The organism is Mycobacterium sp. IS-1496 (assembly GCF_001499995.1).
GTDB lineage: Bacteria > Actinomycetota > Actinomycetes > Mycobacteriales > Mycobacteriaceae > Mycobacterium.
The window spans coordinates 227,454-251,640 of the sequence record NZ_LQIU01000012.1; the positions used below are offsets into that span (position 1 = coordinate 227,454).

The 24,187-nt window shown below is 69.3% G+C and carries 16 protein-coding genes and 1 tRNA gene; 8 read left to right on the forward strand and 9 right to left on the reverse strand.

The window, feature by feature from the left end:
• Positions 1-237 precede the first annotated feature (237 nt).
• The 3 genes from AU195_RS08610 (at position 238) to topA (ending at position 4,110) form a co-directional block, all read left to right on the forward strand.
• A complete protein-coding gene (locus tag AU195_RS08610; RefSeq protein ID WP_011562175.1) occupies positions 238-441 on the forward strand; it encodes a cold-shock protein in 204 nt (67 codons plus the stop codon).
• A gap of 134 nt (positions 442-575) precedes the next feature.
• Positions 576-1,169, forward strand: coding sequence for a hypothetical protein (locus tag AU195_RS08615; protein WP_059158631.1), 594 nt, complete (start codon positions 576-578; stop codon positions 1,167-1,169).
• A 121-nt stretch (positions 1,170-1,290) separates the two neighbouring features.
• Positions 1,291-4,110: a type I DNA topoisomerase gene (topA, locus tag AU195_RS08620; protein ID WP_059158632.1), complete on the forward strand. Its 2,820-nt coding sequence runs from the start codon at positions 1,291-1,293 to the stop codon at positions 4,108-4,110.
• A gap of 3 nt (positions 4,111-4,113) precedes the next feature.
• Here topA and AU195_RS08625 read toward each other — a convergent pair whose 3' ends face one another.
• A complete protein-coding gene (locus tag AU195_RS08625; RefSeq protein ID WP_172800524.1) occupies positions 4,114-5,745 on the reverse strand; it encodes an adenylate/guanylate cyclase domain-containing protein in 1,632 nt (543 codons plus the stop codon).
• Between the two features lie 36 nt (positions 5,746-5,781).
• Here AU195_RS08625 and AU195_RS08630 point away from each other — a divergent pair, with 36 nt between their 5' ends.
• Positions 5,782-6,990, forward strand: a complete 1,209-nt coding sequence (locus AU195_RS08630) for a DNA polymerase III subunit delta' (protein ID WP_059158634.1) — start codon at positions 5,782-5,784, stop codon at positions 6,988-6,990.
• An 86-nt stretch (positions 6,991-7,076) separates the two neighbouring features.
• Positions 7,077-7,149, forward strand: a tRNA-Thr gene (locus AU195_RS08635).
• Positions 7,150-7,298: 149 nt separating this feature from the next.
• Here the strand turns inward: AU195_RS08635 and AU195_RS08640 are convergent.
• The 7 genes from AU195_RS08640 to AU195_RS08670 all read right to left on the reverse strand — a co-directional run bounded on the left by AU195_RS08640 (position 7,299) and on the right by AU195_RS08670 (position 19,629).
• Complete coding sequence (locus tag AU195_RS08640; RefSeq protein ID WP_157531068.1) at positions 7,299-7,970, reverse strand: hypothetical protein; 672 nt, start codon at positions 7,968-7,970, stop codon at positions 7,299-7,301.
• A 104-nt stretch (positions 7,971-8,074) separates the two neighbouring features.
• A complete protein-coding gene (locus AU195_RS08645; RefSeq protein WP_157531069.1) occupies positions 8,075-10,270 on the reverse strand; it encodes a TPR repeat domain-containing protein in 2,196 nt (731 codons plus the stop codon).
• Between the two features lie 56 nt (positions 10,271-10,326).
• Positions 10,327-12,081, reverse strand: a complete 1,755-nt coding sequence (locus AU195_RS08650) for a hypothetical protein (RefSeq protein WP_059158785.1) — start codon at positions 12,079-12,081, stop codon at positions 10,327-10,329.
• Positions 12,078-13,070, reverse strand: a complete 993-nt coding sequence (gene galE / locus AU195_RS08655) for a UDP-glucose 4-epimerase GalE (protein ID WP_059158637.1) — start codon at positions 13,068-13,070, stop codon at positions 12,078-12,080. Before galE ends, AU195_RS08650 begins: the two co-directional genes overlap by 4 nt.
• Positions 13,071-13,130: 60 nt before the next feature.
• Entirely contained in the window at positions 13,131-14,402 is a 1,272-nt protein-coding gene (locus AU195_RS08660) for a hypothetical protein (protein ID WP_157531070.1), read from the reverse strand.
• Complete coding sequence (locus AU195_RS08665; RefSeq protein WP_059158639.1) at positions 14,369-15,697, reverse strand: M1 family metallopeptidase; 1,329 nt, start codon at positions 15,695-15,697, stop codon at positions 14,369-14,371. Before AU195_RS08665 ends, AU195_RS08660 begins: the two co-directional genes overlap by 34 nt.
• A complete protein-coding gene (locus tag AU195_RS08670; protein ID WP_059158786.1) occupies positions 15,694-19,629 on the reverse strand; it encodes a Pls/PosA family non-ribosomal peptide synthetase in 3,936 nt (1,311 codons plus the stop codon). The genes AU195_RS08665 and AU195_RS08670 overlap by 4 nt, the downstream gene beginning before the upstream one ends.
• Before the next feature lie 278 nt (positions 19,630-19,907).
• Between AU195_RS08670 and AU195_RS08675 the strand changes: the two genes are divergently transcribed.
• From AU195_RS08675 to AU195_RS08685, 3 genes are read left to right on the forward strand one after another with little or no spacing between them, the layout of a single operon-like run.
• Positions 19,908-20,936 (forward strand): TerC family protein, encoded by a 1,029-nt coding sequence (locus AU195_RS08675; RefSeq protein WP_059158640.1) that lies wholly within the window; start codon positions 19,908-19,910, stop codon positions 20,934-20,936.
• Positions 20,937-20,981: 45 nt separating this feature from the next.
• On the forward strand, positions 20,982-21,383 hold the full coding sequence (locus tag AU195_RS08680) for a hypothetical protein (RefSeq protein WP_082702995.1): 402 nt from the start codon (positions 20,982-20,984) through the stop codon (positions 21,381-21,383).
• Positions 21,384-21,426: 43 nt separating this feature from the next.
• Complete coding sequence (locus tag AU195_RS08685; protein WP_059158641.1) at positions 21,427-23,034, forward strand: aldehyde dehydrogenase (NADP(+)); 1,608 nt, start codon at positions 21,427-21,429, stop codon at positions 23,032-23,034.
• Here AU195_RS08685 and AU195_RS08690 read toward each other — a convergent pair.
• Positions 23,006-24,187: a metallophosphoesterase gene (locus tag AU195_RS08690; RefSeq protein WP_059158642.1), complete on the reverse strand. Its 1,182-nt coding sequence runs from the start codon at positions 24,185-24,187 to the stop codon at positions 23,006-23,008. The genes AU195_RS08685 and AU195_RS08690 overlap by 29 nt on opposite strands.

Below are 24,187 nucleotides of genomic sequence, written 5' to 3' on the forward strand. Positions count from 1 at the left end.
CCCAAGGAAGTGCGCTGAGACTGTCGCACCAGCGCTGAACGTGATTGACTTAGCGCGGTCGCAGCTTCTGTGTTCGTGTACTCGCACTCGCAGGATCGACGTTGCGATCGCGGTTCCTGCGAGGGTTGTAGGTCGGGTCGAGTTCCGACGACTCCACGAAGGATGGCGGTCGGAACGGGCCCGGTGTACCGAAACGGTGGACCGCACCCGGAGAAGAAGAAAAGGAAACAACAGGAAATGCCACAGGGAACTGTGAAGTGGTTCAACGCGGAGAAGGGGTTCGGTTTCATCGCCCCCGAGGACGGCTCCGCAGACGTGTTTGTCCACTACACGGAGATTCAGGGCAGCGGCTTCCGCACCCTGGAGGAGAACCAGAAGGTCGAGTTCGAGGTCGGCCAGAGCCCCAAGGGGCCGCAAGCTACGGGTGTGCGCACCATCTAGTACAGCGAGCCTGACGAAACACCCCCACTGATCCGCTTCCACGGAACTGTGGGGGTGTTCTCGTTCGCGGTGCCGTTGTTCCGCATGCCGCGGGGCACCTCACGGCGGACGCTCGGCTGGCTTACTGTCGATTCGTGAGCCAGCTGTCCTTCTTCTCGGCGGAGGCGGTACCCCCCGCCGTCGCCGACCTCACCGGGTTGCTCGCCGCGCCCGGTCAGGTGGTGCTGGTCGGCACGGGCCGGGACCAGGGCGCCCGGCTCTCGGTGGTCGTGGACGATCTGTGGCGGGCCGAGGCGCTCGCCGAGATGATCGCCGACGCCGGATTGACCCCGGAGATCTCGCGCACCGACGAGAACACCCCGCTGGTGCGCACCGCCGTGGAGCCGCGGCTCGTCGCGATCGCCGCCGAGTGGACCCGTGGCGCGGTCAAGACGGTCCCCCCGCAGTGGCTGCCCGGACCCCGCGAATTGCGGGCGTGGACGTTGGCGTCAGGCACCAGGGAACCCAACGGCTACCTGCTCGGGCTGGACCCGCACGCGCCGGACACCCATTCGCCGCTGGCGTCGGCGATGATGCGCATCGGGATCGCACCGACGCTGATCGGCACCAGAGGGTCCCGTCCGGCACTGCGGATCAGTGGTCGACGACGCCTGACACGCCTGGTAGAGACGGTGGGGGAACCTCCGGAACACGCCGCGGCGTTGCCCCACTGGCCCAGCGTTCAGTGACCCGTGACGAAGGGGTCAGTTTGCGTCGGTCAGCGTAGGGTGCGAAATTGTCAGGTGCCGACAGGCGCTGACGGAGGCATCCGGCGCCGGATGGCGATCGAGGAATTGGAGCAGGATCCAGTTGGCTGACGGTAGCCGCAGAGGCGGAAACGGTAGCGTGCGGCGACTCGTCATTGTCGAGTCGCCGACGAAGGCACGCAAAATCGCCGGTTACCTCGGCTCGAACTACATCGTCGAATCGTCGCGCGGACACATCCGCGACCTGCCCAGGGCCGCTGCGGACGTACCCGCGAAGTACAAGTCGGAGCCATGGGCCCGTCTCGGCGTAAACGTCGAACACGACTTCGAACCGCTCTACATCATCAGCCCGGACAAGAAGAGCACCGTGGCGGAGCTCAAGGACATCCTCAAAGGGGTGGACGAGCTCTATCTCGCGACGGACGGCGACCGCGAGGGCGAGGCCATCGCCTGGCATCTGCTGGAGACGCTCAAACCGCGCATCCCGGTCAAGCGGATGGTGTTCCACGAGATCACCGAATCGGCGATCCGCGCCGCCGCCGAAGACCCCCGTGACCTCGACAACGACCTGGTCGACGCGCAGGAGACCCGCCGCATCCTCGACCGTCTCTACGGCTACGAGGTCAGCCCGGTGCTGTGGAAGAAGGTGGCGCCGAAGCTGTCGGCCGGCCGCGTGCAGTCCGTGGCGACCCGCATCATCGTGCAGCGTGAACGCGAGCGGATGGCGTTCCGCACCGCCGGCTACTGGGATGTGAGCGCCGAACTGGACGCCAGCGTCTCCGATGCGCAGGCCACCCCGCCGACGTTCACGGCGAAACTCAACAGCGTCGACGGCCGCCGGGTGGCCTCGGGCCGTGATTTCGACTCACTCGGTCAGGTGCGCAAACCCGACGAGGTCCTGGTCCTCGACGAGGCCGCGGCCGGGGCGTTGGCGGCGGGTCTGCAGGGCGCGCAGCTGTCGGTCGCCTCGGTCGAACAGAAGCCCTACACGCGTAGGCCCTACGCGCCGTTCATGACCTCGACGCTGCAGCAGGAGGCCGGGCGCAAACTGCGGTTCTCCTCGGAGCGCACGATGAGCATCGCCCAACGCCTGTACGAGAACGGCTACATCACCTATATGCGTACCGACTCGACCACGCTGTCGCAGTCGGCCATCGACGCCGCGCGCAATCAGGCTCGCCAGCTCTACGGCGAGGAGTACGTCCACCCGACGCCGCGCCAGTACACCCGCAAGGTCAAGAACGCCCAGGAGGCGCACGAGGCGATCCGCCCCGCCGGCGACGTGTTCCAGACCCCCGGGCAGCTGCACGCCCAGCTCGACACCGACGAGTTCCGGCTCTACGAGCTGATCTGGCAGCGCACCGTCGCCTCGCAGATGGCCGACGCGCGGGGCACCACGCTGAGCCTGCGGATCGCCGGCGACTCCCGAGACGGCCAGTCGGTGGTGTTCTCCGCGAGCGGGCGCACCATCACCTTCGCCGGCTTCCTCAAGGCCTACGTCGAGAGCATCGACGAGCTCGCAGGCGGCGAGTCCGACGACGCCGAGAGCCGACTGCCGAACCTGACCCAGGGCCAGCGGGTGGACGCCAAGGAGCTCACCCCCGCCGGCCACCAGACCAGCCCGCCCGCCCGCTACACCGAGGCCTCGCTGATCAAGGCGCTCGAGGATCTGGGCATCGGCCGACCGTCGACCTACTCGTCGATCATCAAGACCATCCAGGACCGCGGTTACGTCCACAAGAAGGGCAGCGCGCTGGTCCCGTCGTGGGTGGCGTTCGCGGTGATCGGTCTGCTCGAACAGCATTTCGGCCGTCTCGTGGACTACGGGTTCACCGCCGCGATGGAAGACGAACTCGACGAGATCGCCTCTGGTCAGGAGCGAAGGACCAACTGGCTCAAGAACTTCTACTTCGGCGGCGAGCACGGTGTCGGGGATTCGATCGCCCGCTCGGGTGGCCTCAAGAAGCTGGTCGGCGTCAATCTCGAAGAGATCGACGCCCGGGAAGTCAACTCCATCAAGCTCTTCGACGACGCCGAGGGCCGTCCCATCTACGTGCGGGTCGGCAAGAACGGTCCGTACCTCGAGCGGATGGTGGCCGACGAGGATGGTGAGCCGGGCGACCTCAAGCCCCAGCGCGCCAACCTCAAGGACGAACTGACGCCGGACGAGTTGACCCTCGAACTGGCCGAGAAGCTGTTCTCCACACCGCAAGAGGGCCGATCGCTGGGTGTCGACCCGGAGACCGGCCATGAGATCGTCGCCAAGGACGGCCGGTACGGACCGTATGTGACCGAGGTGCTGCCCGCACCGCCGGACGAGCCCGAAGACGGCGCCCCGGCGAAGAAGGGCAAGAAGCCCACGGGTCCCAAACCGCGGACCGGTTCGCTGCTGCGCACGATGGACCTCGAGACCGTCACGCTCGACGACGCACTCAAGCTGCTGTCGCTGCCGCGGGTGGTGGGCGTCGATCCCGGCACCGGTGAGGAGATCACCGCGCAGAACGGCCGGTACGGACCGTATCTCAAGCGCGGCAACGACTCTCGGTCGCTGGCCACCGAGGAGCAGATGTTCACCATCACGCTCGACGAGGCGCTCAAGATCTACTCCGAGCCCAAGCGCCGGGGCAGGCAGGGCGCGGCGACGCCGCCGCTGCGGGAGCTGGGCGCCGACCCGGTCAGCGGTAAGCCGATGGTGATCAAGGACGGCCGCTTCGGCCCGTACGTCACCGACGGTGAGACCAACGCCAGCCTGCGCAAGGGTGACGACGTCATGTCGATCACCGACGAGCGCGCCTCCGAACTGCTCGCCGACCGGCGGGCCCGGGGTCCGGTCAAGAAGAAGGCCGCCGCCAAGAAGGCGCCGGCGAAGAAGACGGCAGCCAAGAAGACCGCCGCGAAGAAGGCCGCCGCGAAGAAGGCGTAGCCCTCAGCGCGACAGATCGCTGATCTCGCGCGGGGACATCAGGTTCACCGGGCGAGCCAACTGGGTCGGGGCGATGCGCCCGCGCAGCTCGACGGTCTCGCCGACGTTCCAGCACAACGCCTCGGCGTCGAGCGCGCCGCTCACGGCGATCGCCGACGCCAGCACGTGCCCCGACTCCAATTTCGCGAGTTCGGTGAGCCGCGCGGCTTCGTTGACCGGGTCGCCGATCACCGTGTACTCGAAACGGGCCTGGGCGCCGATGTGGCCGGCGATCGCGCGTCCCGCCGACACACCGATGCCGAACTCGGTCTGGCCGAGGACCTTGATGAGCTCGTCGTGCAGTTCGCGTGACGCCGCCAGCGCGGCGCCGCACGCGTCGGGATGCTCGATCGGGGCCCCGAAGATGCACAGCGCCGCGTCACCCTGGAACTTGTTGACGAAGCCGCCGTGGCGGTTGACGGTGTCCACGACCACCCGGAAGAAGTCGTTGAGCAGGTTGACCACGTCGGCGGCCGGGATCGTCGAGGCGAGTTGGGTGGAACCGACCAGGTCGACGAACAGCACGGCCACATCGCGCTCCTGGCCGCCGAGTTCGGTACCGCGTTCCAGCGCCCGGCGCGCGACGTCCTCGCCGACGTAGCGCCCGAACAGGTCGCGCAGCCTCTGCCGTTCGGACAGGTCGCGCACCATGTCGTTGAATCCGGCCTGCAGCAGGCCCAGTTCGCTGGCGTCGTAGATCTGCATGTGGGCGTTGTAGTTGCCGCGCTGGACCTCGCCGAGCGCCCAGCGCAGCTGACGCAGCGGGTCGGCGATCGACATGGCCACCAGGACGGTGCCGGCCAACCCGATCACCAGCGCGGCGATGGCCAGCAGCAGGATCGGCATGGTCAGCCGGTCGGCGGGCGCCTCGAGGATGTCGAACTGGCTGGCCACCAGTGCGAGCACGATCGCCAGCACCGGAACGCCCGTGGAGAGCACCCAGGTGAGCACCTGGCGCAGGACGACGCCGGGCGCACGGAAGTTCTCCGGGACGCCGCCGCGCAGCGCCGCCACGGCGACCGGACGCAGCACCCGCTCGGACTGCAGATAGCCGATGATCGCGGTGGCGGTCGCGCCCAGTGCGGTGGCGACGGCCACCACGGGCGCCGACTTACTGGCGACGGGCCAGCTCGCGACGATGAAGACGATGGACCCCAGGCACCAGTTCGCGACGCTGATCACGGTCCGGTAGAAGGGCATTCGCAGGGCGCGCGTCCGGGCCAGGTCGGTGGTGCCGGGGTCGCTCTCGGCCAACAGCGTGTCGCGGCGCTGCCACCGGATGACGGGGATCAGCAGCCGCAGGCTCAGGTAGGCGCCGACGCTGAACGAGACGAACAGGTAGCCCAGGAAGATCGCGAGGTTCGCCGCGGGCAGGTCCTGGAGTTGGACGCGGTCCTCGGGCGGCAGGCCGAACCGCAGGAAGCCGAGCACGAACAACGCCCCGATGATGTCGGCCTGGAGCATGCCCAGGGTGAAGACCGGCCACGGTGTGCGCGCCACCCAGCGGACGAATGCGCTGATTCGCCCGATCGGTACCGCCTCCGATGCCACCCGTTTACCGTATCGGGCGGAGGCGACGTTGAGCGCCGCTGTCAGCGAGTTGTGTCGGTCTGACCACTACTGTTGGCGGTGATGGCCGGAGTTTTTTCCCGTTTGGTGGGTCAACACGCTGTTGAGGCGGAGTTGGTGGGTGCCGCGCAGGCGGCCCGTGGTGATGACGCTCACAGTGCCTCGGCGACGGGGACCATGACACATGCCTGGCTGATCACGGGTCCGCCGGGGTCGGGGAGGTCGATCGCGGCGCTGTGCTTTGCCGCCGCGCTGCAGTGCACCTCCGACGGTGTCCCCGGTTGTGGCGAGTGCCGGGCGTGCACCACGACCATGGCCGGGACGCACGCCGACGTCCGGCGGATCATCCCTGAGGGCCTGTCGATCGGCGTGGACGAGATGCGCTCGATCGTGCAGATCGCCTCACGACGGCCGGGTACGGGCCGCTGGCAGATCGTGGTGGTCGAGGACGCCGACCGGCTCACCGAGGGGGCGGCGAACGCGTTGCTGAAAGTCGTCGAGGAGCCACCGCCGTCGACGGTGTTCCTGCTGTGCGCGCCGTCGGTGGACCCCGAGGACATCGCGATCACGCTGCGGTCGCGCTGCCGGCACGTCGCACTGGTGACTCCGTCGGTGGATGCGATCACTCAGGTGCTCATCGACGGTGACGGCCTGTCGGAGCAGGACGCCCGCTGGGCGGCCTCGGTCAGTGGCGGCCACGTCGGGCGGGCGCGCCGGCTGGTCGTCGACGAGCAGGCGCGCGACCGCCGCAAACGGGCGTTGAGCCTGGCGCGGGACGCGGCCACACCGTCGCGGGCCTACGCCGCGGTCGAGGAACTCGTCGCGTCGGCGGACGCCGAGGCCAAGGCGCTGACCGTGGACCGCAACGAGACCGAGGTCGAGGAACTGCGCACGGCTCTGGGAGCGGGCGGTACCGGCAAGGGCACCGCGGGCGCCATGCGCGGTGCGACCGGGGCCATCAGGGATCTGGAGAAGCGGCAGAAGTCGCGGCAGACCAGGGCGTCGCGCGACGCGCTGGACCGTGCGCTGATCGACCTGGCCACCTACTTCCGCGATGCGCTGCTGGTGGCGTCGGGGGCCGGGCATGTGCAGGCCAACCATCCGGACATGGCCGACAAGGTCGCGGCGCTGGCGGCGCACGCGCCCCCGGACAAGCTGCTGCGCTGCATCGAGGCGGTGCTGGCGTGCCGCGAGGCGCTGGCGGTCAACGTCAAGCCGAAGTTCGCGGTCGACGCGATGGTGGCGACCGTCGGACAGGCGCTGCGGGACTGACTTTGGTGGCCGGCGGGCGCTGCCGTAGACTCGTGCCGCCCGGTCTCGGGGGCTTGCGACTCGCGCAAGCGCTCGTCGGCGGGCACGCCGCCTTAGCTCAGTCGGTAGAGCGATTCACTCGTAATGAATAGGTCAGGAGTTCGATTCTCCTAGGCGGCTCTCTTGTTGTTCCGCGCGAGACCACGGTTGTTGACGCCGTTACTCGCGTTTCGTGTCATCAACCGTAGGGTCGGCGTAGGCGAGGAGTTCACGGAGGACCTGGCGGCCTTGTTCGCGCGCGTCTCTCATGCGACCCAGGGTGGCATGGGCTAGTTGCCAGCAGCCTCCGGCCAACCGGGACTAGCCGGCGAAGTGGGGAAGAAGTCGCGAGGGTGGGTGCCGTCGATGATTTCGGCGCGAACCGACGCCGGGTCTGGAGCTCTGTCGACGCACGTTTTCAGGTCGGCCTCGTATGTGGGCCATGTTTCGTCGAAACCTTGCTTGCTTCTCGAGAAGGAATCGAGCAGTCCGCGGATATGCCATTCACCGAAGACGTCGTCGACGGGGTCCGGGCGCGGCCCGGTTTGGGGCGGCATCGACGGCGACGGTCCAGTCAAGCCAACTTTCGTGGCGTGGATACCACGGGTGCCCTGCGATCCGGTACGCGCGACGCTCCGATACGAACCGTCGTCTGTTCTGACCGCCAGACGGTAGTTGTAAATACAGATAACTGCTGAGACATCGTCCTCGGCGTGGCTCACGGACAGGATGTGGTGGGTGATGTTGCCGACCGATGGCTCATCGCTGGGGACGTCGAGCGCTGGTCGGGTCACCCATAGGTCTGAACCGCCGTCCGGTACCGCCCGTTCGAATCCCGGATAGGCATAGGACATATCGCCCGCATACTGGCTGAGCATGAGCGACTCGATGAAGGCGCGAATCGGCACGGCAGGGCCGGTGAGAACATCGATTCCGGCTTCTGCAGTCCAGAGGTACCTCATTTCCGCGATGGGACCCTGCCAGCGCTGAACGCCAGGGTCTGTTGTGCATGCTGGTAATGCGAGGATCATGAGAACTGTCGCGGCGATTCGCTGATACACCAGCATCAGTTCCCGCCGCCCGGGATCTTGATAATCATGTTGTACCAATTCAAGAAGTCGTTGGACGGATTCGAGTCGGAGCCGCCCAATGCTCGGTTGATGTAGTCATTCATGTCGTCGCTGTAATCCGTGTCTGTGGGAACCCGTCGCTTCAAATCATCGAGTTCTTCGCGTGAGGCGAGACTGTCGCCGATCAGATAATCCGGGTTGACGTCTTCAGGCCGGATCGCGCCCGTCGCCAACAACGCGTTAGCAGTGAAGCGGGACGCTTCGTCGGGCTCCATGTCGGGAAGCGTGGGCGCCGTCGTATCGATCTGCGGCCCGACGAACGAACCCTCCATCGCTTCACCGAAGGTCGCCACTATGGGTCCACCCACCGGTCCGCTCATTCCGCTCAAGGCGGCGATTCCGGTCTTGTAAGCGGTTTCTCGCCATTGCTGAGCTTCCGCGCTGTTCTGCTGCATCACGTGCGCTGCGTCGGCCGCGCCGGCGGAGACCATTCCCTTCAGCACTGCGGCGTCCGCCATCCTGGAATCGTCTTCCGAGACCGGTACGCCGTTCTTGACGTCGGTCGCCCAGTCGAGGGAGCGATCGACTGCGAGTGCATCGGCCGCGCTGTTGAATTCGACGTAGGCGTCTTCCTGAGTGCTCAGAAGAGAGAAGACCCCCTTGCCGATCGGACGCTCGGAGTCACTGCTGTCGAGGTCGGCGAATCCGTCGCCGTCGTCGCCACCCACGCTGGCAATGTCGTCCACGTACGGAGACAGGCCGTGGGCGTACGCCTTGACGAGTTCCGGATTGTATTCACCGAGCGTCTGTCCGCCGATGTTCATCAGATCGTTCTTGTGTTCGCCCAGATACCGTCCGTATGCCTCGGCTGTCGCGTCGGCGATACCCGGTTCGAGATGGTTGTCGTGCGTCCAGCTGAACAGGGCGCCGGCGGCCTTGCCGTTGTCATTCCAGGGCATGTGGTTCACGTCGCGGAGGAAGTCCTGCCCGTCGCTTCCATGGGTGCCGAGAACGTGGTCGTGAATGATCTGATGATCCGGCGCGACCGCCTCGAAGAGGCCCTGGGTCGCCGCGGACGCGTGGGCCGCAGGAACGTCGCTGTCCATCACCGCGTCGGCGGCCCGCATCAATCCGCGATCGACTTCGGTACCGGTCTGCAACCTGTCGTTCCCGTCGGTGACGATCTCGGAGATCTTCTGCAAGTCTCCGTAGTTCTTCAGCACATTCGCATCGTCGACCTGTTTCAGGTCGCCTGCCCCGTTGAGCGCTTCCTGGACACTCCGGGGAAGCTGGTCATAGCCACCCGTCACCACCCGAGTGGGGTTGTCGAGGGCCTCCGGTGTGGTCTCGGTCTTGGGGAATCTGACGTCGTCGTTGCTCATGAGCTGCCATGAGTCGCCGATGATGTCCTTGTGGTCCCCGAGCCGTTGCTCGGCTTCGTGCAGATCGTCGACGCTCATGCCGTGCTGTTGGGCCTGCATCTGACTCAGGTAGGAGCCCTGCTCGGACGAGAGTTCCCGCCCTGGTTCGATCCCGCCGAGGACAGCTTCGACGCGTGCGGCGGCATTCTGGTCTCCGGCAAGCGCGGCCTGAACATCCTGCTCGGCGCGCTCGTTCTCAGGCGTCGCGCGGGCCTCCTCGTTCCCCAGCGCATCGGCGTCGTCCTTCGTCTCGTCCTTCTCGCCGTTGCCGAACTTCTGCTCGTTCTTCACCGCGTCGAACTCGGGCCCGAGCTTCGCGAGGTTCTGCGCGATCGTGTTCGACTCGGCGTTGGTCCTCTGCACGACCTCGGTGAGCTGTCCGAGCCCCTTGTTCGCGATCTGCATCAGCATCGCGTCGCGCTGCCTACCCGGCGGCACGCTGTTGGCGGCGTCGGTCACCCACTGGCGCAGTCGATCCAGGTTCTGCCGCCCCGTCGCGACCGTCTGCGCCGACTGGTCGACCTGCTGGGCGATCCTGCGGTCCAACTCCGCCAGCCGCGTGAACACGGCCTGATGGTCGGTGTTGGCCTTGTCGTAATTGGTCGCGGCGGCCCCTGACCACGTCGATCCGGGCGCCGCCGCCGTGACGCCGGATCCGAGCTCGGTCAACTGCGGACTCTCGTCGAAGTCCGTGCCTGGCTGCGGGGTGCCCTGGCCGAACGTTTGCCGGGCGTTGTCCCAGGTTGTGTAGAAGCCGTCGAGGGCGCTCACCGGCACCCCGCCCGCCCCCGTGGCAACATCATTTGCCCAGTATCCCGTACCCCGGACTACCTCGGTGCCACAAATCCGACCGGACCGGGCGATATGCACACCGACAGCGCCGCGGTGCTCGCGCTGACCTTGATTGCGTCACCAGCTCCCGGCAGCCGCACGAACACCCTGTTCAGGCCCGGCCGCACCGGCACCTTCACCTCCGGGCCCTCCGACAGCGCCATCAGCAGTGACCCGTCGCTGTTCGCCAGGTAGTTGATCTCCGCGGTCCAGTCCGCCGGCAGCAGCGGCCCGTCCAGCGGCATCCGCACCGGGAAGTCCGGCTGCACCAGGTAGCCGCAGTTGGGCTCCGGCCCAGCGACGATGGCCCGCACCCACGTCACCAACGCGTCGACCACATGTCCGGACCGGTCCACCATCCGCAGCTCCGACGTGCTCGACCCGATCTCCGGCCGGTCGTCGACCAACGCGAACATGTGGCTCAGCAGGCTCTCCGGCCCCGCGACCCGCTGCAGGATCAGCGGATCGACCTCCTGATCGAGCATCGGCTCGTCCACCTCCGCCAACCCCGCCCGCGCGTTCGCCACGTACGCCGGCACCGGGCTGTCCTGCCAGATCCGGTGGAACGTCACCGTCGAGTACAGGCTGCTCGCGACGAACGCCGCAGTCAGACCGGCGACCGCCACCGACCGGCGACGCGATGCGTCCAGCCGTCGCGCCCCCTCGCGGTTCGGGGCGCAGAATCCGACCGCCATCAGCAGGGCCAGCACCACCACCAGATCCGGCAGGTACCGCAGCGTGTGCGCCAGCTCCAGCGCCGTGAACCGCGACGACCGCATCAAATAGATCGGCACCTGGCACGCGACGGCGTAGCCGACCGCGACCGCCCACACCGGTCCGATCCGCTGTTTGCGCGCGAACGACACCGCGACGACGGCCGCCAGCACCACCCAGCCCAGCACCATCACCGCGACGGGTGGCGTCGCCCACGGCGACGCAGGCGCCCACCGCTGCCAATCCCACGGTCCGCCGACCAAACCGGGCACGATCCCGTGAGTGATGGACCGCGCCAGCAGGTCCCACGTCATGCCCAGGTCGAAGCTCCACCGCTTCTGGTCGACGACGAGCAGATACACCCCGATCCACGCGGCCGTCACGGCCAGCGCCGCCGCCCAGAACCGAATCCCGCGACGCCACACCGTCACGACCGCGGCACGGTCGCCGGTGACATAGGCCAGCAGCGCGACCACCGCGAACGCGACGAACGGGATCACCGCCGCCTTCTCGAAGAACAACAACCCGCCGACGTACACGGCCACCGCGGTGACCGCGTAGCGCTGCCGTCCGGTGCGCACCAGCAGGACCGCGTCCGCGCACACCCACGCCAGCGCCGCGAGCATCGGCAGCGAGTTCAACCCCGCCGCCCACCAGGCGAACCCGGGCACAGCCAGCGGGGTGAACAGCGCAAACGTCAACGGCAGCAACAACACCGGACGCCACCCGAGGATGACGTGCAGCGCGCGCAACAGCGCCAGCGACGCCAGCAGCTGCAGCACCACCAGGCTCACCGCAGGCAGCACCCACGACCACGGCGCCGCCCTGGTGATCATCCCCGACAGCAGGAACGCCGCGGGCATCACATGCCCGTCGTGATCGTCGAACAGGAACGACGGTGACAGCAGCCCCTGCGTGCCCGCCCGGCCGACGAGGATCAGGTCGTCCCAATAGAAGTAGCCGCCGAACGCCAGCACCGCCCGAACGGCCAGCTGCACCGCGATGAGCGAAACCGCGGCGGCGGTGACCCGGTTCAGCCGGCCCACTCCGCACCCGGAGCCGCCGCCCGCGCCACCAGGCTGGCCCGCCACGCCGACGCGACCATGTCGCGCACCGAATGCCGCATCTGCCAGTCCAGGTCACGCCGGGCCAGGTCACCGGCCGCGACGATGCGGGCCGGGTCGCCGGGACGCCGCGGCATGATCTCCGGCTCGAACTCGATGCCGGTGACCTCCCGGATCGCGGTCATGATCTCGCGCACGGACGTGCCGTCGCCGCTGCCCAGGTTGTACACCGGCTCCACCGGCTGACCGTCGGCCAGGCGCCGCGCGGCGGCGACGTGGGCCAGCGCCAGGTCGGTGACATGGATGTAGTCACGCACACAGGTGCCGTCGGGGGTGGGGTAGTCGGCGCCGTTGATGCGGGGGACCCGTCCGTCGTGCAGCATCTGGAACACCAACGGGAACAGATTGTGCGGGCTGGCGTCGTAGAGCGTCTCGGACCCCGACCCCACCACGTTGAAGTACCGCAGGCTGGTGTGCTGTAGCCCGGTGGCGCGTGCAACGTCGCGCAACAGCCATTCGCCGATCAGCTTCGTCTCGCCGTACGGCGATTCCGGCCGGGTGGCGGTCTGCTCATCGACGATGTCGACGTCGGGGGTGCCGAACGTCGCCGCACTCGACGAGAACACGACCTTGTCGACGCCGGCGTCGTCCATGGTCCGCAGCAGCGTCACCATCGCGGACACGTTCTGCTCGTAGGTGTGCAGCGGACGCGACACCGAGACGCCGGCGTACTTGTAGCCGGCGATGTGGATCACGCCGCGGACGTCGTGACGGCGCAGGGTGTCGAGCACCAGCGGTTCGTCGAGCAGGGTGCCCCGCACGAACGGGACCTCGGTCGGCACGAACTCCTCGAACCCCGACGAGAGGTCGTCGATGACCACCACCGGTGTCCCGGCGTCGAGCAGCGCGTGCACGACGTGCGAGCCGATGTAACCGGCCCCGCCCGTCACCAGCCAGGTCATGTCGCCTCCTCGATCAAACCCGGCCAGGATATAGCGCGAAGTGAAGCGGGCAAGCGCTCACTACGCCGACGCCCTGGCCAGCCCACCGAGGTGCACGGCGATGCCCACCAGCGGTCCGCACAGCAACGCCACCACGGTCCTGGTCTCCAGATCCAGCGGCAGCAGCAGCAACAGCACCGCCGCCACCGTGGCGCTGACCCATCCGAGCGCATACGTGCGGTGCATGGCCGCGGCCACCGTCGCCGCGCCGGTCAGCGTCAGCAGCGCGATCGCCACGGCGGCCGCGGTCAGCCACGCCAGCAGCACGCCGTCGGCCCGGTACTGCTCACCGAACCCGGCGCGCAGCAGCCAGGGACCCAGCAGTCCGGCGGCCACCACACCGACCGCGCCCAGGCCCGACACCACCGCCGCCGGCGCGATCAGTGCGCGCAGCCGCGCCGTGCGCTGGTCGACGAAGTGGGCGATCAGGTTGCCCTGCATCGCCGTCAGCGGGACCAGCAGCGGCGCCCGGGTCAGCGTCACGGCCAGGATCACCACGCCGCCGGCCGCGCCGAGGTCGTCCGACGTCGCCTTGAGCAGTACGGGGAACCCCATCACCAGGACGGCGCTGGCACCCGCTGCGGCGATCGAATGTGCGGCCCCGCGCAGGAACTCCGCCGTGCTGCCCGGCGTCCGCAGGCGCGCGGCGGCCCGCGTGGCGGGGGAGCAGACGAGCAGCAGCAGCCAGGCGAGCGCGCCGCCGACGGTCGCCCACAGGAAACCCCCGAGACCCCATCCGATCGCGAACGTCGCGGCGGCCACCAGGACGCGGATCACCGCGTCCGCCACCATCAGCGCCCCGTACTGGCTCCAGCGGTTGACGCCCGCCAGCATGCCGAGCAGCGTCGCGTGCACGCAGAAGCCGGCCAGCCCCGCGCTCAGCAGCGCCACCGACAGCCACCGCGCCTCAACGAACACGTGGCCCGCCCACAGCGGCGCGGTGACCACGATGAGGACGGCCGCGACGACGCCCACCGCCGCGCCGACCCGGACGGGGTGGGTGTGCGGGCCGCCGGCCGGACGTTCGACCCGCGCGTCGCGGACCTCCCGCGTCGCCTCCTGCAGCAGCCCGAACGCCGCGCCGCTGGCCAGGCCGAACGCCCCCCAGAACACCCCGAACACCGAGAAGCCCTCGGGTTCGAGGTCGCGCGCCGCGAGATAGAGGACCGCGTAGCCGCACAGCGCGGTCACGGCCGTCGCGACGCCGACCCGGGCCACGCTGCTCCGCGTGACCGGGCCGGTCGACGGTGCCGCGTCGGTCACAGCTTCGGCAGATCCTCGGCGTAGAGCCATCCGTCCCACAGCGGGCGTAGTGACTCGTCGGCGTAATTGGCCGCCAGACCGGTGAAGTCATCGGTGAACGCGGTGCTGTGCCGGTGCCGCGCCGTCCAGTCCCGCAGCAACGCGAAGAACTTGTCGTCGCCGATGCGTGTGCGCAGGACGTGCAGGGTCAGCGCACCGCGCTTGTACACCCGGTCGTCGAACATGTCCTTCGGGCCGGGGTCGGACAGCAGCAGATCCTGCGGCAGCTCGGCCAACCGCGCGTGGTAGTGGCGCGCCCAGTCGTCGGCGCTGCGGCCACCGGAGTTCTCCGACCACAGCCACTCCGCGTAGCACGCGAACCCCTCGTGCAGCCAGATGTCGCGCCAGCGCCGCACGGTGACCGAGTTGCCGAACCACTGGTGGGCCAGTTCGTGGGCGATCAACCGCTCGGCTCTGCGCGTGCCGTTGCAGTGATTGGCCCCGAAGATCGAGATGCCCTGCGCCTCGAGCGGGATCTCGAGGTCGTCGTCGGTCACCACCACGGTGTAGCCGCTCGCCAGCGGATACGGTCCGAAGAGTTTCTCGAACAGCTTCATCATCTGCGGTTGACGGCCGAAGTCGTGGTCGAAGTTACGGCGCAGACGGGCCGGCAGGGCCGCCTGCATGGCCACCGGTGATTTCGCCAGCTTGTGCAGGTCGTACATGCCGATCTGCAGGGTGATCAGATACGTCGACGTCGGTTCGGCCTGCTCGTAGGTCCACACCGTGTGGCCCGCCCTGGCGCGGCGGGACACCAACTCGCCGTTGGCGATCGCGCGGTACGGGCTGTCGGTGCTGATCTGGATGCGGTAGCTGGCCTTCGAGCTCGGATGGTCGTCGCACGGGAACCACGAGGATGCGCCGTTGGGTTGACCCGCGACCAGCGCCCCGTTCGTCAGCTCCTCGAATCCGACGTCCCCCCAGAGGGTTTCGATCGGTTCGGGGGTGCCGCCGTAGCGGACCTCCACGACCAGCGCCGCGCCGGCGGGCAGCGCCGAGGACAACTCGACCCGTAACTTGTTGTGCGCGCAGGAGAACCGGGCCGGCCGGCGGCCGTTGACCGCCACCTTCGTCACCCGAAGCGTGTCGGCGAGGTCGAGGGTGAAGGTGCGCAGCGCGGCCAGGGTGACGGCGGTGATCGTCGCCGTGCCCGAAAGCCGGTTGATCGCGACCTTGTACTCCAGGTCGAGTTCGTACCGCGACACCCGGTACCCGAAGTTGCCCGTTTCAGGCAGGTAGGGGTCGATGACGGCCGGGGTGTTCTTCGCCTTCTTCGAACGCGTCACGCGGCGGAGCCCTCGGGGTCGCGGGCGGGTTTCCTCTTCTTGGCGGCGGCCTCGCCGCGCTTCTTGCGCAACGGATTCCACGGTTTGATCGGATTGCCCTGCCAGCGCGTCGAGGCGGGCACCTCGTCACCGCGCATCACCAGCGAGCCCGGCCCCACCGTCGCCCCGGCGCCCACGCGCGCCGCGGGCAGGGCCACACAGTGCGGTCCGAGCGTGGCCCCGTCCTCGAGGACGACGGTGTCCATCCGCATGATGCGGTCGTGGAACAGGTGCGTCTGCACGACGCACCCGCGGTTGACGGTGGCGCCCGCGCCCAGCGTGACCAGATCGGCCTCCGGCAGCCAGTAGGTCTCGCACCAGACGCCGGGACCGATCGTCGCGCCGAGGCCGCGCAGCCAGACGTTCATCACCGGTGTGCCGCTGGCGGCCCGGGCGAACCACGGCGCGGCCACCGTCTCGACGAACGTGTCCGACACCTCGTTACGCCACACGAACGACGACCACAGCGGGTGTTCGATCGCCTCGATCCGTCCGATCACCACCCGCTTGGCCAGTACCGCGACAGAGCCGGCCACCGCGCCCGCGACCAGCAGGACCACCCCGCCGAGCAACGCCGCCCACAGGTAGCCCAGGTGTCCGGCCAACGCCTGCAACGACAACAGAACCCCGATCCCGATCGCGAACGTCACGATGACCGGGATGAGCCGGCACATCTCGACCGCGCCGCGCATCGCCTTGAGCCGCGCGGTGGGATGGAAGGTGCGCAGCGCGTCGGCGGCGGTGGGTTTACGACGCAACCGGACCGGCGGGCTGCCCAGCCACGACGACCCGGCCTTCGCCTTGCGCGGGGTGGCCGACAGCACCGCCACCAGACCGTCGTCGGGGACCTTGCGGCCGGGCTGGGTGATGCCCGAGTTGCCGAGGAAGGCGCGCCTGCCGACGGTGGCCTTCGCGACGTGGATCCAGCCGCCGCCCAGTTCGTAGGACGCGACCATGGTGTCGTCGGCGAGGAAGGCGCCGTCCTCCACGACGGTGAACTTCGGCGTGAACAGTGCCGTCGAGATCTCGGTGCCGTCACCGACCTGAGCGCCCAGCACTCGCAGCCACCACGGTGTCAACAGGCTGGCGTACAGCGGGAACAGATACGTGCGGGCGGCGTCGAGCAGGCGTTCGGTGGCCCACAACTGCCAGCCGATCCGGCTACGCACAGGGTGGTAGCCCTCCCGCAGTCCGAGCGACAGCAGCCGCACCCCGGCCACGGTGAACACGGCGTACAGGAGCACCGCGACCACCGTGGCGACCGGCGTCCACAGCAGCGCCGGGAGGATCGCGTCGGCCACCGACGCGGTGTCCCGGACGCCCCAGCCGATCACCGCCAGCCCGGCCGCGAGGGCGAGCAGCGGCAGGCCGGCCAGCAGCAGCGACGTCACCCCGTACACCGCGACCCACAGCGGGGCGCGCGGTGGGCGGTGGCCCGGCCACGGGTGCCGCGCCTTCCCGGACTTCGCGGCCGGCGAACCCGTCCAGTACTGGCCATTCTTGACCCTGCCCACGACCGCCGACCCGGCGGCCACGTCGGCGTTCTTGCCGACCACCGCACCGGGCAGCAGTGTGCTGCGCGCGCCGATGGTCGCGTCGTTGCCGATGGTGATGTGCCCGACGTGGAACTGGTCGCCGTCGATCCAGTGCCCGGACAGGTCGACCTCGGGTTCGACCGACGAGCGGTGCCCGATCTTGAGCATGCCCGTCACCGGCGGTGCGGAATGCAGGTCGACTTCCTTGCCGACCGAGTTGCCCAGTGCGCGAGCGTAATACACCATCCACGGCGCACCCGCGAGGTTCTCGGCGCCGCTGGCCGCGGCGAGCCGTTCGGCCAGCCACACCCGCAGATGAACCGCACCGCCGCGGCGGTAGGTTCCCGGCTGCAGGGTGCCGAGCAACATGCGTGCGAACAGCACCGCGATACCCATCCGCCCGACGGGGGAGACGAACAACACGAAACCGGCCAGCACCACCCACCAGTTCAGCGGCGCCGCCCACGACACCAGCGAGAGTTCGGCGGCGACGTTGTTGAGCAGCGCCAGCCACACCACCCACTGCAGAGCGGTCAGCGTGGCCAGCGGCAGCGTCAGCGCCACCTGCGCGGCCTGGGTCAGCCGCGGCGTCGGGGCCACCTCACGCGTCACCACCTGCGGGGGCGGGTCCAGTTCGTCGAGGTATCCGGCCAGCGATCCGAGCCGGGGATGGTCGTAGAGGTCGGCCACCGTCACCATCGGGTAGCGCCGCCGCAGCGCCACCACCAACTGCGCCGCGGACAGGCTGCCGCCGCCGCAGGCGAAGAAGTCCGCCTCGGGACCGTCGACCGGGGCGGCCAGCACGTCGCGCCACAGGTCCGCGAGCCAGCCCATCGTGCCGCTCATCGCGGGGGCCTCGTCGTCGGCGCCGGCGACCGGCCAGGGCAGCGCGTCGCGGTCGACCTTCCCCGACGTGCGGGTGGGCAGTTCGTCGACCAGCACGAGCCGCGGGACCAGCGCCGCGGGCAGCGCCTCGGCCAGTGCGGCGCGGGCCGCGGCGAGGTCGAACGACGGATCCGCACTCGCCACGTACCCGACGAGCAAGGGTGTCCCACTGGCGGTCTTGCGCACCGCCGCGGCGCCGCCGCTCACCCCGGGCAGGTGCACCAGCGCCGAGTCCACCTCGCCGAGTTCGATGCGCCGGCCCCCCACCTTGACCTGGTCGTCGGCGCGGCCGAGGAAGTACAGGCCCTCGGGCTGCAGGCGCACCAGATCGCCGCTGCGGTAGGCGCGGTCCCAACCCAGCGTCGGCATCGGCGCGTACTTCTCGGCGTCCTTATCCGGGTCGAGGTAGCGGGCCAGCCCCACGCCGCCGATGACGAGCTCGCCGACTTCGCCGTCGGCGACCGGCACACCGTCCTTGTCGACGACCGCCAGATCCCAGCCGGCAAGCGGCAGCCCGATGCTCACCGGGCTGCGTCCGTCCAGGCGGGCGGCGCACGCCACCACCGTCGCCTCGGTCGGACCGTAGGTGTTCCACACCTCCCGGCCGTCGACCGCCAGACGCTCGGCGAGTTCGGGCGGGCAGGCCTCACCGCCGAAGATCAGCAGCCGCACCGCTTCGAGGGCTTCGGCCGGCCACAGCGCGGCGAGCGTCGGCACCGTCGAGACCACGGTGATGTCGCGGGACACCAGCCACGGGCCCAGGTCCATGCCGCTGCGCACCAGCGATCGCGGTGCGGGCACCAGACAGGCGCCGTGCCGCCACGCCAGCCACATCTCCTCACACGACGCGTCGAACGCCACCGAGAGCCCGGCCAGCACCCGGTCACCCGGGCCCAGCGGGTTGTCGGTGACGAACATCTTGGCTTCGGCGTCGACGAAGGCGGCGGCGCTGCGGTGGGTGACGGCCACGCCCTTCGGGACGCCGGTGGATCCGGAGGTGAAGATGATCCACGCGTCGTCGCGGCTCAGCGGGGCGACCGCACGCCACCCGCGCGACGACCCGGGGCCGCGGACCAGCCCGCGTTCGGTGATGACGGCGACGACGTTGGCCTCGCTGAAGACCAGGTGTGCGCGCTCGTCGGGATCGTCGGCGTCGACGGGGACGTAGGCGGCGCCCGCGGCCAGGGTGGACAGGATCGCGACGTACAGCGCGTAGGAGCCCGACGGCATCCGGATGCCGATGCGGTCACCCCGCCCGATACCGCGGGCGGCCAGCCACTCGACGCTGTCCTCGATGTCGGCGATCAGCTCCGCGTAGGTCAGCTGGACCGTGCCGTCGTCGATGGCGGGAGCGTCGGGATGACGGGCGGCCGTCTCGTGGAGGATGTCGACGAGGGTGCGTGGCGCGGCGGCGAACGTGGACTGAAGGTACTGATGGGGGAGGCCGGCGCCGGGAACCGCTGCTGTCACCACCTCAAAGTACTCAGCGGCCCGCCCGACGGGCCGCACGGCGCGAGCGGTGTGTGGTGACAATTGCATCAAGGCGGGTACCCCCCGCGCAGAACAGCTTTATCGGACCCCGATTGGCCTGTCCGGCGCCGGCCGGGCACAATCGCCTCCGGAGGGGAGTATTCCTTCGCCGCGGTGTCGTCACTACGTCGTCCATCATCGGTCGACCGGTGCTGCGGGCCGACGCGTCGAGCGTCGGCGGAAGAGACCTCCGGCGTGTTCGACGACCGGAGGTATATCGAGTGAACGTTTCCGCCCTGGAGTGGGGCATCACCATCGCCGTCACAGTGGCTGTGCTGCTGTTCGACGTGGTGGCCATCGCCCGGCGCCCGCACGAGCCGTCGATGAAGGAATGCTCGATCGCACTGTCGGTCTACGTGTCGCTGGCCGTCGCGTTCGGGGTCTGGGTGTGGGTGTTCCACGGCGGGGACTACGGGCTGGAGTTCTTCGCCGGCTGGCTGACCGAGTACAGCCTGTCGGTCGACAACCTGTTCATCTTCATCATCATCATGGCCAGCTTCAACGTGCCCAAGAAGTATCAGCAGGAAGCGCTGATGGTGGGCATCATCCTGGCCCTGATCTTCCGCGGCATCTTCATCGCGCTCGGCGCGGTGGCGATCAACCAGTTCTCCTGGGTGTTCTACATCTTCGGCCTGTTCCTGGTGTACACCGCGTGGAACCTGGCCCGCGACACCGACCACGAGGACGACGGCGACAACGCCGTGGTCAAGTTCGCCCGCAACCACCTCACGCTCACCGACAAGTGGGACGGCCTGAAGCTGTGGATCAAACAGGACGGCAAGCGGCTGATGACGCCGATGTTCCTGGTGATCGTGGCGCTGGGGACCACTGACCTGATCTTCGCGCTGGACTCGATCCCGGCGATCTTCGGTCTGACGCAGGAACCGTATCTGGTGTTCACCGCCAACGTGTTCGCCCTGATGGGTCTGCGGCAGCTGTTCTTCCTGCTCGGCGGTCTGCTCAAACGGCTGGTGTACCTGTCGCAGGGCCTGGCGTTCATCCTGCTGTTCATCGGCGTGAAGCTGTTCCTGCACGCGCTGCACGAGAACGAGCTGCCGTTCATCAACGGCGGCGAGCACGTGCCGGTGCCGGAGATCCCGACCCTGCTCAGCCTGGGCGTCATCGTCGTCACCCTCGTCATCACGACGGTCCTGAGCCTGATGAAGACGCGGGGTAAGAGCACCGACGAGATCAGCGAGGTGCGGGACGAGATCGAGGACGACGGCAAGAAGTCCTTCGACTCCCACTGATCCCAACCGTCGACGCCCCGTCGGTGGCCGCCTAGCGTCTCGTCCGTGCGGCTATTCGTGGCGGATCGTGGTGAATGGGACGAGTTGACCGACGGCGACCGGGATGCGGTCCGGGTGAGCGCACCCGACCTGCAGCAGGCCCGTCGGGCCCGCGCCCGGATCCGGGCCGGGGCGAACGACGTCGCGGTGATCCTCGACGTGACGGTCGCGGTGGGCGCCGACTTCCGCTCGGCGCGCTCGGCGTTCCGCCCGGACAGCGACGACGACGGCACCGTGCGCTACGCCGGCACGCTCGACGGCCTCGCCGGCCTGATCGCCGACATCGAGATGGCCGACGTCGCCGACGGCGTCACCCTGCTCGCCGCCGGTTCGCCCCAGGACGTGCGCGCCCTGGGCCGCGACGTCCTGGCCCGACTGGCGTTGCGGGGTCAACCGCAGGCCTCGTAACGCGCTTTGGACAGCCGCCGAACCGTCGGCTTAGCGTGCAGGCATGACAGCGGCGCCGAAGACCGAACCGACCGGACGGATGCTCATCGCCGGAGCGGTGGTGCGCGGCGCGGGCGCCGAGATCCGCGGGTTCGACCCGGCCACCGGCACCGAACTGGAACCCGGGTACCGCTACGGGGACATCTCGAATGTCGACGCCGCCTGCGCGGCGGCCGCCGAGGCGTTCGGGCCGTACCGCAGCACGCCCGCCGGCGCGCGGGCGGACTTCCTCGAGGCGATCGCCGACGGGCTCGTCGCGATCACCGACGACGTCGTCGCCCGCGCACACGCCGAATCGGGGCTCCCGCACGCGCGACTGACCAGTGAACTCGGCCGGACCTGCGGACAGCTGCGGCTCTTCGCCGCCGTGTTGCGCGAAGGCAGCTGGAACGGTGTGCGAATCGACACCGCCCAACCGGATCGGACGCCGCTGCCCCGCCCCGACCTGCGCCAGCGCGCGGTACCGCTGGGGCCGGTCGCGGTCTTCGGGGCGAGTAACTTCCCGCTGGCCTTCTCGGTCGCCGGCGGCGATACCGCGTCCGCGTTGGCCGCGGGTTGCCCGGTTGTGGTCAAGGCACACGACGCGCACCCCGGCACTTCGGAGTTGGCCGGCCGGGTGATCACCGACGCGGTCGCCGCGGCCGGACTGCCTGCCGGCACGTTCTCGCTGCTCAACCTCACCAAGGAAGCCGCGATCGCGCTGGTCACCGATCCCCGGGTCAAGGCGGTGGGGTTCACCGGTTCGCGGGCCGGCGGGCTGGCCCTGATCGACGCCGCGGCACGCCGGAGGGAGCCGATACCGGTCTACGCCGAGATGAGCGCGGTCAATCCCGTGTTCCTGCTCGACGGCGCGCTGGCCGGCCATGGCGCCGACCTCGGGCGGGCGTTCGTCGGATCGCTCACCCTGGGCTCGGGACAGTTCTGCACCAACCCTGGCCTGATCGTCGCGGTGGACGGACCCGGCCTCGACACGTTCGTCGACGCCGCGCGCGAGGCGCTCGGTGAATCGGCCGCGACGGCGATGTTGACGCCGGGGATCGCGGAGAACTACCGCGCCGGAGTCGAGGCGCTGGCCGGTGAGGCGACGCTGATCGCCCGCGGATCGGCCGACGGCGCCGCGGCCGTGTCGTGCCGGGCGGCGTTGTTCGGCACCGACGCGGTCAGCCTGCTCGGGTCGACGTCGCTGCAGGCGGAGGTCTTCGGCGCCGCAGGCCTGATCGTGCGCTGTGCCGACTTCGAGGAGATGAAGACGGTCGCCGCGGGCGTCGAGGGTCAGCTCACCGCCACCCTGCACGCGGACCCCTCCGACCACGGCCGGGCCGCCGAACTGCTGCCCGTGCTCGAACTCAAGGCCGGCCGGATCCTGTTCAACGGCTGGCCGACCGGCGTCGAGGTCACCCACGCGATGGTGCACGGCGGACCGTTCCCCGCCACCTCCGATTCGCGCACCACCTCGGTCGGATCGCGGGCGATCGAACGGTTCCTGCGTGCGGTCTGCTACCAGAACGCGCCGAAGGCGTTGCTGCCGAGCGCCATCGCCGACGGCAACCCGGACCGGCTGTGGCGCCGGGTCGACGGGGAGCTCACCCGGGGCTCAACGACAGCACAGTGATGTCCGGCGGTGCGCCGATCCGCACCGGCGGACCCCAGAACCCCGCGCCGCGGGTCACATACAACTGGGTGTCGCCGACCGTGGACAGTCCGGCGAGCGACGGTTGCACGGCGTTCACCGCGTAGTGGAACGGCCACATCTGGCCGCCGTGGGTGTGCCCGGACAGCTGCAGGTCCACCCCGCGCGCCGCCGCCTCCGACACCAGAACGGGCTGATGCGCCAGCAGCACCGTCGGCCGGTCCGCGCCGAGACCGGCCAGCGCGCGATCGAGATCCGGCGGCTCGTTCGCCGATTCGCCGGCGAGGTCGTTGACCCCGGCCAGGTCGAACGCCGCGCCGCCACGCCGGATCACGGTGTTCTCGTTGCGCAGCGCCTGCACCCCGAACCGCTCGAGTTCCCGCAGCCAGGACGCCGTGTCGTCGACGAAGTACTCGTGGTTGCCCGTCACGAAGAACGTGCCTTCCCGAGATGCCAGATCGCGCAACGGTTCCGCCGCCGCCCCGAGTTCGGCGACGGTGCCGTCGACCAGGTCGCCCACGATCGCGACCAGGTCGGGTTGGGCCTCGTTGACCATCCGCACGATGCGCTCGGTGTGCGCCCGGCCGGCCAGCGGCCCGAGGTGGACGTCCGACACCACCGCGACGCGGAAGCCGGCGAACGCGGGATCGAGCCGGCGCAGCCGGACCGGGACGTTCAGCACATTCGGCGGCCCGACCGCGGTGGCGGCGCCGAAGCCCACGAGGCCGACCGACGCGGCGCCGGCCGCCGCCGCACCGGCGCGGGCGAGGAACAGGCGCCGGTTCACCGGCGACGACGGCGAATCCGGTTGCGCGACGTCAGGTTCGGGTTCGGGGGTCGGCCGTCGCACCCACCCGCGAAAGGCGAGCCGGACCGGTTCCAGCACCAGCAGGGTCAACAGCAGGTAGGCGGCCAGCCCGAACCAGAGGTAGCCCGGCCAGGCGAACCACGCCGACTCCCGCACCCCGATCACCCTGGGCAGGATCAGCGCCGCGAACAGCAGGCCGAAGAGACCGAGCAGTACGGCGGTGAGGATCCGCCGGGCACGCCCGGGCCGGGTGGTGTCCTTGACGAGCCGCTTCCACACGTACAGATGAATGAGCGCGAGGATCGCGGCGAGGATGAGGAGGAACAT